Source organism: Serratia sp. OLAL2 (assembly GCF_002752475.1).
GTDB lineage: Bacteria > Pseudomonadota > Gammaproteobacteria > Enterobacterales > Enterobacteriaceae > Serratia > Serratia bockelmannii.
This window is the reverse complement of the sequence record NZ_MSTL01000016.1, coordinates 47,981-63,615: the sequence shown is the minus strand read 5'-3', so window position 1 is coordinate 63,615 and position 15,635 is coordinate 47,981. Positions and strand designations below refer to the sequence as shown.

General features: G+C 60.5%; 16 protein-coding genes. 11 read left to right on the top strand and 5 right to left on the bottom strand.

Annotation, left to right across the window (positions count from 1 at the left end):
• Positions 1–14: 14 nt before the first annotated feature.
• Positions 15–374: a 6-carboxytetrahydropterin synthase QueD gene (gene queD / locus BVU99_RS09195; RefSeq protein WP_025301608.1), complete on the bottom strand. Its 360-nt coding sequence runs from the start codon at positions 372–374 to the stop codon at positions 15–17.
• 436 nt (positions 375–810) lie between these two features.
• Between queD and cysJ the strand changes: the two genes are divergently transcribed.
• The 3 genes from cysJ to BVU99_RS09180 all read left to right on the top strand — a co-directional run bounded on the left by cysJ (position 811) and on the right by BVU99_RS09180 (position 5,124).
• The gene (gene cysJ / locus BVU99_RS09190) at positions 811–2,613 is read left to right on the top strand and encodes an NADPH-dependent assimilatory sulfite reductase flavoprotein subunit (protein ID WP_099816573.1); all 1,803 of its coding nucleotides are present in this window, start codon (positions 811–813) and stop codon (positions 2,611–2,613) included.
• Complete coding sequence (cysI, locus tag BVU99_RS09185) at positions 2,613–4,328, top strand: assimilatory sulfite reductase (NADPH) hemoprotein subunit (RefSeq protein WP_099816572.1); 1,716 nt, start codon at positions 2,613–2,615, stop codon at positions 4,326–4,328. The genes cysJ and cysI overlap by 1 nt, the downstream gene beginning before the upstream one ends.
• A 61-nt stretch (positions 4,329–4,389) precedes the next feature.
• On the top strand, positions 4,390–5,124 hold the full coding sequence (locus BVU99_RS09180; protein WP_016929052.1) for a phosphoadenylyl-sulfate reductase: 735 nt from the start codon (positions 4,390–4,392) through the stop codon (positions 5,122–5,124).
• Positions 5,125–5,179: 55 nt separating this feature from the next.
• Here BVU99_RS09180 and BVU99_RS09175 read toward each other — a convergent pair whose 3' ends face one another.
• Positions 5,180–6,250, bottom strand: a complete 1,071-nt coding sequence (locus tag BVU99_RS09175; protein ID WP_025301612.1) for an aminopeptidase — start codon at positions 6,248–6,250, stop codon at positions 5,180–5,182.
• A 261-nt stretch (positions 6,251–6,511) separates the two neighbouring features.
• On the opposite strand from BVU99_RS09175, the gene cysG reads away from it, so the two are divergent.
• The 5 genes from cysG to BVU99_RS09150 all read left to right on the top strand — a co-directional run bounded on the left by cysG (position 6,512) and on the right by BVU99_RS09150 (position 11,351).
• On the top strand, positions 6,512–7,942 hold the full coding sequence (gene cysG, locus BVU99_RS09170) for a siroheme synthase CysG (protein WP_043135853.1): 1,431 nt from the start codon (positions 6,512–6,514) through the stop codon (positions 7,940–7,942).
• 22 nt (positions 7,943–7,964) lie between these two features.
• Entirely contained in the window at positions 7,965–8,873 is a 909-nt protein-coding gene (gene cysD, locus BVU99_RS09165) for a sulfate adenylyltransferase subunit CysD (RefSeq protein ID WP_004932620.1), read from the top strand.
• An 11-nt stretch (positions 8,874–8,884) separates the two neighbouring features.
• Positions 8,885–10,312 (top strand): sulfate adenylyltransferase subunit CysN, encoded by a 1,428-nt coding sequence (gene cysN, locus BVU99_RS09160; protein ID WP_043135846.1) that lies wholly within the window; start codon positions 8,885–8,887, stop codon positions 10,310–10,312.
• Positions 10,251–10,940, top strand: coding sequence for an adenylyl-sulfate kinase (gene cysC, locus BVU99_RS09155; RefSeq protein ID WP_080287102.1), 690 nt, complete (start codon positions 10,251–10,253; stop codon positions 10,938–10,940). Before cysN ends, cysC begins: the two co-directional genes overlap by 62 nt.
• 84 nt (positions 10,941–11,024) lie before the next feature.
• The gene (locus BVU99_RS09150; RefSeq protein ID WP_025301616.1) at positions 11,025–11,351 is read left to right on the top strand and encodes a DUF3561 family protein; all 327 of its coding nucleotides are present in this window, start codon (positions 11,025–11,027) and stop codon (positions 11,349–11,351) included.
• A gap of 52 nt (positions 11,352–11,403) precedes the next feature.
• On the opposite strand, the gene BVU99_RS09145 is transcribed toward BVU99_RS09150, so the two are convergent.
• The 3 genes from BVU99_RS09145 to BVU99_RS09135 are packed head-to-tail and all read right to left on the bottom strand — an operon-like array spanning position 11,404 to position 13,714.
• The gene (locus BVU99_RS09145) at positions 11,404–12,126 is read right to left on the bottom strand and encodes an amino acid ABC transporter ATP-binding protein (RefSeq protein WP_043135839.1); all 723 of its coding nucleotides are present in this window, start codon (positions 12,124–12,126) and stop codon (positions 11,404–11,406) included.
• Positions 12,110–12,922 (bottom strand): amino acid ABC transporter permease, encoded by an 813-nt coding sequence (locus BVU99_RS09140; RefSeq protein ID WP_049204754.1) that lies wholly within the window; start codon positions 12,920–12,922, stop codon positions 12,110–12,112. Before BVU99_RS09140 ends, BVU99_RS09145 begins: the two co-directional genes overlap by 17 nt.
• A 21-nt stretch (positions 12,923–12,943) precedes the next feature.
• The gene (locus BVU99_RS09135; protein ID WP_025301618.1) at positions 12,944–13,714 is read right to left on the bottom strand and encodes a basic amino acid ABC transporter substrate-binding protein; all 771 of its coding nucleotides are present in this window, start codon (positions 13,712–13,714) and stop codon (positions 12,944–12,946) included.
• Between the two features lie 403 nt (positions 13,715–14,117).
• Here BVU99_RS09135 and ftsB point away from each other — a divergent pair, with 403 nt between their 5' ends.
• From ftsB to ispF, 3 genes are read left to right on the top strand one after another with little or no spacing between them, the layout of a single operon-like run.
• Positions 14,118–14,438 carry a cell division protein FtsB gene (gene ftsB, locus BVU99_RS09130; protein WP_021505314.1) on the top strand — a complete coding sequence of 107 codons (321 nt, stop codon included), beginning with the start codon at positions 14,118–14,120 and terminating at the stop codon, positions 14,436–14,438.
• Between the two features lie 3 nt (positions 14,439–14,441).
• Positions 14,442–15,149, top strand: coding sequence for a 2-C-methyl-D-erythritol 4-phosphate cytidylyltransferase (gene ispD, locus BVU99_RS09125; protein WP_099816571.1), 708 nt, complete (start codon positions 14,442–14,444; stop codon positions 15,147–15,149).
• Between the two features lie 10 nt (positions 15,150–15,159).
• Entirely contained in the window at positions 15,160–15,633 is a 474-nt protein-coding gene (ispF, locus tag BVU99_RS09120; RefSeq protein WP_004932594.1) for a 2-C-methyl-D-erythritol 2,4-cyclodiphosphate synthase, read from the top strand.
• Positions 15,634–15,635: the final 2 nt, after the last annotated feature.

The following is a 15,635-nucleotide window of genomic DNA, read 5'->3' as shown; positions in this document are numbered from 1 at the left end:
ATACCCTCACGGCATCAACCTTTATATACGCATCCCGCCGTACAGGTCTCTTTCACCATCACCGCAGTCAGTTCCGGTAACTGAGGCTTGAGCTGCTGCCAAATCCAGGCGGCGAGCACTTCGCTGGTGGGATTTTCCAATCCTGGAATATCGTTCAGATAATGGTGATCCAGCCGCTCCCAGATCGGGGAAAACACAGCCTTGAGCTCGGCGAAATCCATCACCCAACCGGTGTGGGGATCCACGTCACCGGTCACTTCCAGACGCACCATAAACGAATGCCCATGCAGACGGCCGCATTTGTGGCCCTCCGGTACATGCGGCAAACGGTGTGCGGCTTCAAACTGAAAATCTTTAAACAGCGTGGTTGCCATTATTACGGCCTCATTGACTCAAAAACCGCCGCATAGTACCGGAAAGCGCGCCTGCTTGCCATTTATACCGTTATGGTCTACCGCCACGGCAAACGCACCCGGTTAACACTTTTTTTGTTTGGTGTCTGCGGCACCTATCGGCTGGGGTTATGAGCCGAAATGTTGAACGGTGAAAAAATGATGAAAAAAAGTGCTTTATTTTCATCTGGATAAAAAACTTTGTTTAACGGTTTAAGCGTTATCCCTTACCAGAAAAACAGCTTAGTCATTTTGGTTATGATTTATTGCTATCCCTTATTTAATCGTTGCTATTCTGCTCGGTAACCTTACAAACTCTCCTGATCTTTTCCGCACACCCGACGCAGCGAAGAGACAGCGACTGGCACTGGCGCGCGCCTGGCAGGAAAGGCGCTAAGTATAGGAAATAAGTACAGCAATGACGACTCAGGCTCCTCCAACATCTTTGCTCCCGCTGACGCCCGAACAGCTGGCGCGCTTACAGGCGACGATCGGCGACTATTCGCCGACGCAGCTGGCGTGGCTGTCCGGTTATTTTTGGGGCATGGTCAATCAACAGCCCGGAGCTGTGGCCATTGCGCCTGCCGCCCCTGCGGCTGCGGCCGCCATCACCATCATTTCCGCTTCGCAGACCGGCAATGCGCGCCGCCTGGCGGAGCAGTTGCGCGACGATCTGTTGGCCGCCAATCTGAGCGCCACGTTGGTCAGCGCCGGCGACTACAAGTTCAAACAGATAGCGCAAGAGCGCCTGTTGGTGATCGTCGCCTCCACACAAGGGGAAGGCGAACCGGCGGAAGAAGCGGTGGCGCTGCATAAATTCCTGTTCTCGAAGAAGGCGCCGAAGCTCAATGACACCGCGTTTGCGGTGTTCGGGTTAGGCGACACCTCTTATGAGAATTTCTGCCAGTCAGGTAAAGATTTCGACGGCAAGCTGGCCGAGCTGGGTGCCGAGCGCCTGGTGGAGCGCGTAGATGCCGACGTGGAGTACCAGGAGCTGGCCGCCGCCTGGCGCAAACAGGTGGTGTCGGTGCTGAAGGCGCGCGCGCCGGCGGAAAGCGCTGCGCCGGGCGTGTTGGCCAGCGGCGCGGTTAACCTGATCGACAGCAGTCCGTACAGCAAGGAACAACCGCTCACCGCCCAACTGGCGGTCAAGCAGAAAATTACCGGCCGCGCGTCGGATAAAGACGTGCGCCATATCGAGATCGATCTGGGCGACTCCGGCCTGCGCTATCAGCCGGGCGATGCGCTCGGCGTATGGTTCGACAACGATCCGGCGCTGGTGGACGAACTGGTGCAGCTGTTGTGGCTGAAAGGCGACGAGCCGGTCGAGGTGGAAGGGCAGACCCTTCCGCTGGCGCAGGCGCTGCGCAGCCATTTCGAACTGACGCAGAACACCACGCCGATCGTCGATAAATACGCCGCGCTGTCGCGCGACGAAACGCTGATCGGTCTGTTGGCGGATAAGGCTGCGCTACAGCAGTATGCGCACAACACGCCGATCGTCGACATGGTGCGCCAGGCGCCGGCGGATCTGAGCGCCGAACAGCTGGTCGGGCTGCTGCGTCCGCTGACGCCGCGCCTGTACTCCATCGCCTCTTCGCAGGCGGAGAACGAAAGCGAAGTGCACATCACCGTGGGCGTGGTGCGTTACGACATCGACGGGCGCGCCCGCAGCGGCGGCGCCTCCGGCTTCCTGGCAGATCGCCTGGAGGAAGACGGTGACGTGCGGGTGTTTATCGAGCACAACGACAACTTCCGCCTGCCGGCCAATCCGGAAGCGCCGGTGATCATGATCGGCCCGGGCACCGGCATCGCGCCGTTCCGCGCCTTTATGCAGCAGCGCGACGCCGACGGCGCCGGCGGCAAGAACTGGCTGTTCTTCGGCAACCCGCACTTTACCGAAGATTTCCTGTACCAGGTCGAATGGCAGCGCTACGTGAAAGACGGCCTGCTGACCCGCATCGATCTGGCCTGGTCCCGTGACCAGCAACATAAAATATACGTACAAGACAAACTGCGCGAACAGGGCGCAGAAGTGTGGCGCTGGATTCAGGAAGGCGCGCACATTTACGTCTGCGGCGATGCCAATCGCATGGCGAAAGACGTGGAAAACACATTACTGGAACTGGTGGCCGAGCACGGTGGCATGGATACCGAGCAGGCGGATGAATTTTTAAGTGAGCTGCGCCTTGAGCGCCGTTATCAGCGAGATGTTTACTGATGAGTGATAAACACCCCGGGCCTTTGGTAGTCGAAGGCAAACTGGCCGATGCGGAGCGCATGAAGAAGGAAAGCAACTTCCTGCGTGGCACCATCGCCGAAGATTTGAACGACGGCCTGACCGGCGGCTTCAACGGCGACAACTTCCTGCTGATCCGTTTTCACGGCATGTACCAGCAGGATGACCGTGACATTCGTGCCGAACGCGCCGAGCAGAAGCTGGAGCCGCGCCACGCCATGATGCTGCGCTGTCGCCTGCCGGGCGGCGTCATCAGCCCGCAGCAGTGGCTGGGCATCGACAAGTTCGCGCAGGAGAGCACGCTGTACGGCAGCATTCGCATCACCAACCGCCAAACGTTCCAGTTTCACGGCATTCTGAAAGGCAACGTCAAACCGGTGCACCAGTTGCTGAATCGCCTGGGGTTGGACGCGCTGGCGACCGCCAACGACGTGAACCGCAACGTGCTGTGCACCTCCAACCCGGTGGAGTCCGAGCTGCATCAGGAAGCCTACGAGTGGGCGAAGAAGATCTCCGAACACCTGCTGCCGCGCACCCGCGCCTACGCCGAGGTGTGGCTGGATCAGGAAAAGGTGGCCACCACCGACGAAGAACCGATTCTGGGGCCGACCTACCTGCCGCGCAAATTTAAAACCACGGTGGTGATCCCGCCACAGAACGACGTCGATCTGCACGCCAACGACATGAACTTTGTGGCGATCGCCGAAAACGGCAAGCTGGTAGGCTTCAACCTGCTGGTGGGCGGCGGGCTGTCCATCGAACACGGCAACAAGAAAACCTACGCGCGCCAGGCCAGCGAGTTCGGCTACATTCCGCTTGAACATACGCTGGCGGTAGCGGAAGCGGTGGTGACCACGCAGCGCGACTGGGGCAACCGCACCGATCGCAAGAACGCCAAGACCAAATACACGCTGGAGCGCGTCGGGGTAGATGCTTTCCGCGCCGAAGTGGAAAAGCGCGCCGGCATTACTTTCGCGCCGATCCGGCCGTATGAATTCACCGGCCGCGGCGATCGCATCGGTTGGGTGAAGGGCATCGACGATCAATGGCACCTGACGCTGTTTATCGAGAACGGCCGCCTGCTGGACTATCCGGGGCGCCCGCTGAAGACCGGCATGGCGGAGATCGCCAAGATCCATAAAGGTGACTTCCGTCTGACGGCGAACCAAAACGTGATCATCGCCGGCGTGCCGGAAAGCGAGAAGGCGAAGATCGAAGCCCTAGCGCGCGATCATGGCCTGATCGACGACGAGATCAGCGAGCAACGCAAGAATTCGATGGCCTGCGTGTCGTTCCCGACCTGTCCGCTGGCGATGGCGGAGGCCGAGCGCTTCCTGCCGCAGTTCGTCACCAAGGTGGAGGGGATCATGCATCGGCACGGGGTGGGCGACGAGCATATCGTGCTGCGCATTACCGGCTGCCCGAACGGCTGCGGCCGCGCGCTGCTGGCGGAGCTGGGGCTGGTGGGCAAGGCGGTCGGCCGTTATAACCTGCATTTGGGCGGCAACCGCGAAGGCACGCGCATTCCGCGCATGTACCGCGAGAACATCAACGAAGACGAGATCCTGAACGAGATCGACCTGTTGGTGGGGCGCTGGGCGGAGGAGCGCAACGGCGGCGAAGGCTTCGGCGACTTCACCGTGCGTGCGGGGATCGTCAAACCGGTGCTGGATCCGGCGCGAGATTTCTGGGAGTGAGGCCGGGCGGCCTCTGGGCAGAGGGGCCGCGCAGGTAATTTCAAGCATCAGGAGAGACAACATGGCTGAATTCGATCTGGCGGCGCTGAACGCGTTGCCCAAATCCGGGCAGGCGCTGGCATTGGCGGTAGTCAACGGCCAACTGGAGACCCTCAGCGCCGAACAGCGCGTTGCATGGGCGCTGGAGCATCTGCCCGGCGAGTTCGTACTCTCGTCCAGTTTCGGCATTCAGGCGGCGGTATGTCTGCACCTGGTGACGCGCATCCGGCCGGATATCCCGGTGATCCTGACCGACACCGGTTACCTGTTCCCGGAAACCTATCGCTTTATCGATCAACTGACCGACCAGCTGAAGCTGAATCTGCAGGTGTTCCGCGCCGAACAGTCTCCCGCCTGGCAAGAGGCGCGCTATGGCAAGCTGTGGGAACAGGGCGTGGAAGGGATTGAAAAGTACAACCAGATCAACAAGGTTGAGCCGATGAACCGCGCGCTGGAGACGCTGGGGGCGCAGAGCTGGTTCGCCGGTCTGCGGCGCGAGCAGTCCGGTAGCCGCGCCAATCTGCCGGTGCTGGCGGTGCAGCGTGGGGTGTTCAAGATCCTGCCGATCATCGACTGGGACAACCGCAAGATTTACCAGTATCTGACCGAACACGGGCTGAGTTATCACCCGCTGTGGGAACAGGGCTACCTGTCGGTAGGCGATACCCACACCACCCAGAAATGGGAGCCGGGCATGAGTGAGGAAGAGACGCGTTTCTTCGGCCTGAAGCGCGAGTGCGGTCTGCACGAAGGCTAAAAGAGGCGAATCACCCGACAGGGCTCAGCAATGCTGGGCCCTGCTTTTTTGTAGGCTACTTTTTCTTTTGTGCTTTCGGCGGGTGTGCCTGCGCCAACTCTTTGATCAGCGGCAGCAGGATCTGCACGCTGTCGCGGCTGCGTTTGTCGATCCGCCCCGGCAGATAGCGATCCAGATACTGCAGGTTGTCGTATTGCGGGCGGTGCCAGGTGATGCCCTGCGGGAAGTGCGGGCTGACGGCGCGCTGCTGATAGCCGTCCTTCTCCCCCAACGACCAGTTGGTGGCCTCTACCGACAATACCGGGATGCCTGCGGCATCGAACACCTCTTGATCGGAGCAGCAGCCGGTGCCCTGCGGATGCTGTGCGCTGCCTGGATTGGTGGCGGCGGCGATGCCGTAGCGATGGGCGATATCCAGCGCGCGATCGCGGGAGCGCTTCGCCATCTGCGGCGGCGTGTTGCGCCCGGCGTTGAAGTACAGCCGATCGCCAGTGATCAGGCTGTCGAGATTGATCACCAGCACGGTGTTGCTTTTCTCTTCCGCACTCATTCGCTGCAGGTAGTTCTGCGCCCCCAGCGAACCGAGCTCTTCGGCGCTGGTGGCGACGAAGCGCAGGCCGTAGGCGGTGGGGATGTTCTTCAGGCGTTCCGCCAGTTCCAGCATTACGCCGATGCCGGAGGCGTTGTCGTCGACGCCCTGCAGCGTCAAGCCACCGAGGTTGTTATCCAGATCCTCGTCGCTCTGCGGCGTATAGGTGTCGAAGTGGGCGACGACCACGATTTGTTTCGGGCTGTCGCCGTTGCGGGCGGCGATCACCGAGCTGGCGGTGACGTTGTTCCAGTTCTTCTTGCCATCTTTGCTGGTGTAGAGATAGCGCGTATTGACGCTGCGAATATCGCTTTGGTAACCCATCTTGCTGAACTGCTGCTTCAGGTAGTCGGCGGTGAGCAATTCGGCCGGGCTGCCCGCCATGCGGCCGGGGAAGTAAGTGGCGATGTGGCGGGTCTGTTCGGCGGCGAAACGGCCCATTGGCGCGTCTTTTACGGGCTGTGCGGCACACACGCTGAAGACGCCGCCGAGTGCGAGGGCCAGCAGGCTGGTCTTCAGGTAAAAACGGGAAAACATACCGAAAAATCCTTCTTTGCTATCGGCGCTGCCGATCATTTTTCTTCGGCACCCAGTATGAGACGCCGGGCGGCATTACACAATTTCCCTGTCTCTTAATTTTCGCGCCAACGCGCAAACTGCTGTCGTGAGTATCACCGTTTGCCATCGGCGTTGCGGCCTATATTCCATAAAGGAACTAATCATTCCTTTTCGTCATTTCAGAGGCTAAATCTCAGCCCGTATAGTCACACTATCTTTCTGTTATATGAAAAGGCTGTTGTGGACTATCTACCAATATTCGCCGACCTGAAACAACGTCCGGTGCTGGTCGTTGGCGGCGGTGACGTGGCGGCGCGCAAAGTCGATCTGCTTCAGCGCGCCGGGGCTGAAATACGGATAGTTGCGCAGTCGCTCTCACCGGAACTGGAACAACAACGTCAGCAAGGGCAGGTGCTCTGGCTGGGGAAAAGCTTTGATCCGCAGCAGCTGGACGACGTGTTTCTGGCGATCGCCGCCACGGACGACAACGCGCTGAACGCCGCGGTGTTCGCCGAGGCGGATAAACGCCGGGTGCTGGCCAACGTGGTGGACGATCAGCCGCGTTGTTCGTTCATCTTCCCGTCGATCATCGATCGCTCGCCGCTGGTGGTGGCCGTATCGTCCAGCGGCCAGGCGCCGGTGCTGGCGCGGTTGCTGCGCGAAAAGCTGGAGGCGTTGCTACCCGCCAGTTTGGGGCAGATGGCGCAGGTGGCGGGCCGCTGGCGCGGCCAGGTCAAACAGCGGTTGGCTTCGATCGGCGAACGCCGCCGTTTCTGGGAGAAAACCTTTGGCGGTCGTTTCGCCACGCTGGTGGCCAACGGCCAGACGGCGCAGGCGGAACGGCAGCTGGAGCAGGATTTGCACCGCTTCGCCGCAGGCGATGAGGGCGCCCAGGGCGAGATCGCTCTGGTGGGCGCCGGGCCGGGCGACGTGGGGCTGTTGACCCTGCGTGGGCTGCAGGTGATGCAGCAGGCGGACGTGGTGCTGTATGACCATCTGGTCAGCGGCGAAATCCTCGATCTGGTGCGCCGTGACGCCGAACGCATCTGCGTGGGCAAGCGCGCCGGCGCGCACTCGGTGATCCAGGAGGAGACCAATCGGCTGCTGGTGGAACTGGCGCAGCAGGGCAAACGCGTGGTGCGCCTCAAGGGTGGCGATCCGTTCATCTTTGGCCGCGGCGGCGAAGAGCTGCAGGTGGCCGCCGCCGCCGGCATTCCTTTCCAGGTGGTGCCGGGCGTCACGGCCGCCGCGGGGGCGACCGCCTACGCCGGCATTCCGCTGACGCACCGCGACCACGCGCAGAGCGTGACCTTTATCACCGGCCACTGCCGCCCCGACGGCGATGGCCTGGACTGGGCCGATCTGGCTCGGGCGCGGCAGACGTTGGCTATCTACATGGGCACGATGAAGGCGGCGGACATTAGCCAGCGGCTGATCGCCCACGGTCGCGCTGCCGCGACGCCGGTGGCTGTGATCAGCCGCGGCACGCGCGCCGATCAGCAGGTGCAGATCGGCACGCTGGAACAACTGGAACACCTGGCCCAACAGGCGCCGCTGCCGGCGCTGTTGGTGATCGGCGAAGTGGTGGAACTGCACCATCAAATCGCCTGGTTCGGGCATCAATCGCAGACGGAAGGGGCAGCGCGCCCGGCCGTCGTGAATTTGGCATAGGCAAGGCTTTTAAGGACCTGTTATGGACGAAAAACGACTCACTCATTTGCGGCAATTGGAGGCGGAGAGTATCCATATCATCCGTGAAGTCGCCGCTGAATTCGCCAACCCGGTGATGCTGTATTCCATCGGCAAAGACTCTTCCGTGATGCTGCACCTGGCGCGTAAGGCGTTCTTCCCCGGCACGCTGCCGTTCCCGCTGCTGCACGTCGATACCGGCTGGAAATTCCGCGAAATGTACGAATTCCGCGATCGCACCGCGAAGGAGTACGGCTTCGAGCTGCTGGTGCATAAAAACCCGGAAGGGGTGGCGATGGGCATCAACCCGTTCGTGCACGGCAGCGCCAAGCATACCGACATCATGAAAACCGAGGGCCTGAAGCAGGCGTTGAACAAGTACGGTTTCGACGCTGCCTTCGGCGGTGCGCGGCGCGACGAGGAGAAATCGCGCGCTAAAGAGCGCATCTATTCGTTCCGCGATCGCTTCCACCGCTGGGATCCGAAAAACCAGCGGCCGGAGCTGTGGCACAACTACAACGGCCAGATCAACAAAGGGGAGAGCATCCGCGTGTTCCCGCTGTCGAACTGGACCGAGCTGGATATCTGGCAGTACATCTTCCTGGAAAAGATCGACATCGTGCCGCTGTACCTGGCGAAACCACGCCCGGTGGTGGAGCGCGACGGCATGCTGATGATGGTGGACGACGATCGCATCGATCTGCAGCCGGGCGAAGTGATCAGCCAGCGCATGGTGCGTTTCCGCACCCTGGGGTGCTGGCCGCTGACCGGCGCGGTGGACTCGCAGGCGCAAACCCTGCCGGAGATCATCGAAGAAATGCTGGTCTCCACCACCAGTGAACGCCAGGGGCGGATGATCGATCGCGATCAGTCCGGCTCGATGGAGCTGAAAAAGCGTCAAGGGTATTTCTAAGGAGCCGCCGGATGAACAACGCAATTGCACAACAAATCGCTGACCAGGGCGGCGTCGAGTCCTATCTGCACGCGCAGCAGCACAAGAGCCTGCTGCGCTTTCTGACCTGCGGCAGCGTCGACGACGGCAAAAGCACCCTGATCGGCCGCCTGCTGCACGATACCCGCCAGATCTACGAGGATCAGCTGTCGACGCTGCACAGCGACAGCAAACGCATCGGCACCCAGGGCGAGAAGCTCGATCTGGCGCTGCTGGTGGACGGCCTGCAGGCCGAGCGCGAACAAGGCATCACCATCGACGTGGCCTATCGCTACTTCTCGACCGAAAAACGCAAGTTTATCATCGCCGATACCCCGGGGCATGAGCAGTACACCCGCAACATGGCCACCGGCGCCTCGACCTGCGATCTGGCGATCCTGTTGATCGACGCGCGCAAAGGGGTGCTGGATCAGACTCGCCGCCACAGCTTTATCGCGACCCTGCTGGGCATTCGCCATCTGGTGGTCGCGGTGAACAAGATGGATCTGGTGGACTATCAGGAAGCGGTGTTCGAGCAGTTCAAACAGGATTACCTGACCTTCGCCCAGCAGCTGCCAGGCGACCTGGACATCAAATTTGTGCCGCTGTCGGCGCTGGACGGCGACAACGTGGCGAGCGAAAGCGCCCATATGCCGTGGTACAGCGGCCCGACGCTGCTGGAAGTGCTGGAGAGCGTTGACGTGATCAGCGAGCGAGAAAACCAGCCGCTGCGTTTCCCGGTGCAGTACGTCAACCGCCCGAACCTCGATTTTCGCGGCTATGCCGGCACGCTGTCTGCCGGCGTGGTGCGGGTGGGGCAACGGGTCAAAGTGCTGCCTTCCGGTGTGGAGTCCAGCGTGGCGCGCATCGTGACCTTCGACGGCGATCTGCAAGAAGCGGTGCCGGGCGAGGCGATTACGCTGGTGCTGAAGGATGAAGTGGACATCAGCCGGGGCGATCTGCTGGTCGACGCTGGCGAAAGTCTGCAGGCGGCGCAGAGCGCGCTGGTGGACGTAGTATGGATGGCCGAGCAGCCGTTGGTGCCGGGCCAGAGCTACGACATCAAGATCGCCGGTAAAAAGACCCGCGCACGCGTGGAGAGCATCCGTCATCAGGTGGAGATCAATACGCTGACGCAGCATCCGGCCGACACGTTGCCGCTCAACGGCATCGGATTGGTGGAACTGACCTTCGACGAACCGCTGGTGCTGGACAGCTACCAGAACAATCACGACACCGGCGGGCTGATCTTTATCGATCGCATGAGCAACGTGACGGTTGGTGCCGGTCTGGTGCGTGAGACGCTGCAGGCCGCATCGGCGGCGCGCGGCGAATTCAGCGCCTTCGAGCTGGAGCTGAATGCGCTGGTGCGCAAGCACTTCCCGCACTGGGGCGCGCGCGATCTGCTCGGTGGCCGATAAGGTGGCCGTTGAACTGAGGGCGACCGGGCCGGACGACGAAAATGTGGTTTGGCATCCGCACGCGGTGACGCGCGCGGATCGCGAAGCGCGCAACGGCCATCGCGGCGCGGTGCTGTGGTTTACCGGGCTGTCCGGCTCGGGCAAATCCACCGTCGCCGGCACGCTGGAGCAGGCGCTGCATGGGCTCGGCGTCAGCACCTACCTGCTGGACGGCGATAACGTGCGCCATGGCCTGTGCCGCGATCTCGGCTTCTCCGACGAGGATCGGCGCGAGAACATTCGCCGGGTGGGGGAAGTGGCCAAGCTGATGGTGGACGCTGGGCTGGTGGTGCTGACCGCGTTCATTTCGCCGCACCGCGCCGAGCGGCAAATGGTGCGCGAGATGCTCGGCGACGATCGCTTTATCGAGGTGTTTGTCGATACGCCGTTGGCGATCTGCGAGGCGCGCGATCCGAAGGGATTGTATAAGAAAGCGCGCGCCGGCGAGCTGCGCAATTTCACCGGTATCGACGCGGTTTACGAGGCGCCGCAGCAGCCGGAAATCCACCTTGATGGCCAACAATTGGTAACAAATTTGATTGCGCAATTGTTAGACGTGTTGCGTGGTCAGGCTATTATCAAACCCTGAATTCAAAAAAAGCGTGTGGCGTTTTTCGCCATGCGCTTTTTACTCTAAGCCGCCGCAGAGCGAGCCGAATAACCAGGGATCACTATGCAAAATGTCACGCCTATCTTGATCGACGCCAAGCAATCAAAACAGGAGAGAGAGGAGCCTTCTTATTCTTTCCTGGGCGGCGTCAGCGGCTTTGTTTTCTACTGGCTGGCGTTCGCGTTGCCGTTTCTGGTTTACGGTTCCAACACGCTGTTTTTCCTGCTTTATACCTGGCCATTCTTCCTGGCGCTGATGCCGCTGTCGGTGTTGATCGGCATCACCCTCAGCATGCTGCTGCGCGGTCGTCTGATCTTGACGCTGCTGTTGACCGGCACCATTGTGCTGTGCCTGTTCTGGCTGGTGTTCAGCTTCCTGACCGGGTGGTGAGGGAGCGGGCGCCGATGCCGGCGCCCGAAGGATTGCAAAGCGGTGCCGAAGGTTACAAAACTTTGCTTAGAAATGCCTGAGTGCGCGGATTAGTCGGATGGCTGAAGATCTGCTGCGGTGCGCCTTCCTCCTGAATGATCCCCTGATCGATAAACAGCACCCGGTCGGCCACCTCGCGGGCAAAGCCCATCTCATGCGTGACGACCACCATGGTCATGCCCTCGTGGGCCAGCGATTTCATCACTGCCAATACTTCGCCCACCAGCTCCGGATCGAGCGCGGAGGTCGGTTCGTCGAACAGCATGATCTTCGGTTCCATCGCCAGCGCGCGGGCGATCGCCACCCGCTGCTGCTGGCCGCCGGACAGGCTGTTGGGGTAGGCGTCAATCTTGTCGAGCAGGCCGACCTTGCGCAGCAGCTGTTCAGCTTGCGTAATGGCTTCGGCGCGCGGCAGTTTCTTCACGCTTACCGGTGCCATGATGATGTTTTCCAACACCGTCATGTGCGGGAACAGGTTGAAGCGCTGAAATACCATGCCCACGCTTTCACGCATTTTGTTCAGGTCGGTTTTCTGATCGTGGACAGCGAAGCCATTCACCTCGATCTCGCCGCCGGAGAGCGTTTCCAGCGCGTTGATACAGCGCAGGAAGGTGCTCTTCCCTGAGCCGGAAGGGCCGATGACGCACACCACTTCATTGGCGGCGATCTGACAGGAAATGCCGCGCAGCACGTGGCTCTCGCCGAACTGTTTTTGCAGGTTATGTACGCGAATCACTTTTACCGAACCTCTTTTCCATGTGTTGCACCAGCAGCGAGAGCAGGAAGGTGATGACCCAATAGACCAGCGAAATGGTCAGATAGGGCTCCCAGTAAGTGGCGTAGGCGCCGGAGACGGTACGGGCGGCATAGGCCAGATCCGCCAGGCCGATGGCGGAGGCCAGCGACGAATCCTTGACGATCGCGATGGCGTTGTTGCCCAGCGGCGGCAGCATGCGGCGGAAGGCCTGCGGCAAGATAACCTGTCGCATGGTCTTGCCGTAGCTCATGCCCAGCGAACGCGAAGCCTCCATCTGGCCGCGATCGATCGATTGGATCCCGGCGCGGAAGATCTCCGACACATAGGCGCCGGCGTTGAGCGTGATCGCCACCACGCAGGAAAGAAAGGCACCGTAGTCGGCGCGCAGAGCACGGGCGAAATCGACGCTCATCAGGCCGCTGGTGACCAACAGGCCGTCGCGCGGATTGATGAACAGCGGCACCAATGCAAAGTGCACCACCATGATCTGCACGAACAGCGGCGTGCCGCGAAAGGCGCTGATGTAGATGCGTACCGGCCACTGAACGCCGTAATGCAGGATGGGTTTCCAGATGCCGTGCGGCGCCTGCGCCAAGCGGCCCAGCCCGAGGATCAAGCCCCAGGTGGTGCCCAGCAGCACGCAGATAATGGTGCATTTGATGGTCATCCAGGCGCCTTCCATAAACAACGGCGCGTATTCCTGGATGATCTCCCAGCGGAAGTTCAAAGGGTGTTCCTTCTTGGTAGGCTGAAACGGTGGCGCGCCGACGCCCATGCGGGCGCCGGCGGCAGGGCATTATTCCGCCGGCAGCGTCGGTACGTTGCTGTCGAACCAGGTTTGGTAGATCTTGGCGTAGGTGCCGTCGGCGACGATTTTCTTCAGGCCGGCGTTGATTTTGTTGCGCAGCTCATCGTTGCCTTTGGCGACGGCGATGCCGAAATACTGGCGCTCAAACTTGGCGTCGGGCACCAACTTGAAGGCTTTCTCAGGGTGGGTTTTGATATAGAACTTGGCCACGCCGACGTCGCCGACCGCCGCGCCGATGCCGTCTTCATACAGCTCTTGCAGCATCAGCGGGGTATTGTCGAAGCGCTTGATAGCGGTGCTGTTTTTACCCAGCACGTCGGACACCACGATGTCGCCGGTGCTGGAGTTCACCACGCCGACCTTCAGCGCCTTGAGCGCGGCGATGGAGTCCACCGTCGAGTCTTGCGGCACCACGATAGCCTGTTCGGCCGGGAAGTAAGGCGCTGAGAAATCAACCATTTGCTTGCGCTTGTCGGTGATGGTGATGCCGGAAATGATGATGTCGCGATCGCCGGAATTCAACGTGGCGAAGATCCCCTCCCACGGCGTATTGATCAGTTTGATTTGGAAGCCTTCGGCCTTGGCCACCGCTTTGATGATGTCGATGTCGAAACCTTCCAGCTGCTTTTGGCTGTTTTCAAACTCGAACGGCCGATAGGTGCCGCCGGAGCCGACGACGTAGGTCGTTTCAGCCGCTAACGCGGCGGTGGAGAAGGTGGCGGCCAGGCAGGCGCCGATCAGAACTAAACGTTTTAACATCGCGATCCCCGATAATGAATGGTTATATATTGGAATTATTTATGCACTGTGAGTGCATAAAAATAAGCTCCAATGAATGAAAGTGCAACCACTGCATGATAATTATTCTTTCTATGGTGTTAAATATTCACTTTTGACGTTGCTTTGGCGTAAGAAATGGGTCAGCAAGCGGCGATGCAGTGGTTCTTGCTGCATAATGGGAAAAGGGCAGTGCGTGTCTCATCGGAAAATGCGCCGCGCGTGCCGGGCAAAAGGGGCTTTTTTTGCCGCTTTCACCACGGAATTAGGCGATAAACTCGGGAACCCTTCATCCGTATTCTGAATTTGGCGCTGAAATGCCGCTCTCAGTGTGGAGTCCAACGAGAAGTTGTGGGATGATTGGTCGGTTTTTCAGGGGGCGGAGATGGGAAAACTTACGCTGCTATTGCTGGCATTGCTCGGTTGGTTACAGTATTCACTGTGGCTGGGCAAAAATGGTATTCACGATTACGTGCGAGTCAATGAAGACGTTGCGGTCCAACAGGGCAGTAACGCCAAGTTGAAAGCGCGTAACGATCAGCTGTTTGCCGAAATCGATGATTTGAACGGCGGTCAGGAAGCGATCGAAGAGCGAGCGCGTAATGAGCTGGGCATGATCAAGCCCGGTGAGACTTTCTATCGTCTGGTTCCTGACCAATCCAGACGCAACGCGGCGTCTTCCTCGCAAAATAACGCACAAAAATAACGCATGAATCACTCCGCAGGCACCTTTCCCTCGGTGATTGCCGTCCTGCCCGCTGCCGGTATCGGCAGCCGCATGCAGGCGGAATGCCCGAAGCAATATTTAACCATCGGCCGGCACAGCATCGTCGAACACGCTATCCATGCCCTGTTGCGCCACCCGCGCATCGAGCGGGTGATCGTGGCGATCGGCCCGGAAGATCGCCAGTTCGAACAGTTGCCGATCGCCCAGGATCCGCGGGTGACCGTCACTCAGGGCGGCAAACAGCGCGCCGATTCGGTGATGGCCGGGCTGAAGCTCGCGGGCGACGCGGACTGGGTGCTGGTGCATGACGCTGCGCGCCCCTGCCTGCACGCCGACGATCTCGAGCGCCTGCTGGCGATCACCGCACACAGCAAGGTCGGCGGCATTCTTGCCGCGCCGGTGCGTGACACCATGAAACGCGCCGAACCTGGCCGCGACACCATCGCCCACACCGTCGAACGGCAGGATCTGTGGCATGCGCTGACGCCGCAGCTGTTTCCGCTGCCGCTGCTCAAGCAGTGCCTGCAGCGCGCGCTGGATGAAGGCGCTAACGTCACCGACGAAGCCTCGGCGCTGGAGTATTGCGGTTATCATCCGCAGCTGATCGCCGGCAGGGCGGACAACATTAAAGTAACGCGGCCGGAGGATTTGGCGCTGGCGGCGTTCTATTTGACTCAGTTAGACAATTAAGGAGCGCATCATGCGTATCGGTCACGGTTTTGACGTACATAAATTCGGCGGCGAAGGCCCGTTGGTGATCGGTGGCGTTCGCATCCCTTACGACAAAGGTTTGCTGGCCCACTCGGACGGTGACGTTGCGCTGCACGCCGCGACCGACGCCTTGCTGGGCGCTGCGGCGCTGGGCGATATCGGCAAGCTGTTCCCCGATACCGATCCGGCTTTCAAGGGCGCGGACAGCCGCGAGCTGCTGCGCGAAGCCTGGAAACGTATCCGTGCCAAAGGATACCGCCTCGGTAACCTCGATATCACGATTATCGCTCAGGCGCCGAAAATGGCGCCGCACATCCCGCAGATGCGCGTCTTCCTGGCGGAAGATCTGCAGTGCCATATGGATGACGTCAACGTGAAGGCCACGACCACCGAGCAGCTCGGCTTCACCGGGCGCGGCGAGGGCATCGCCTGCGAAGCGGTCGCCTTGCTGATCAAGGAATAACC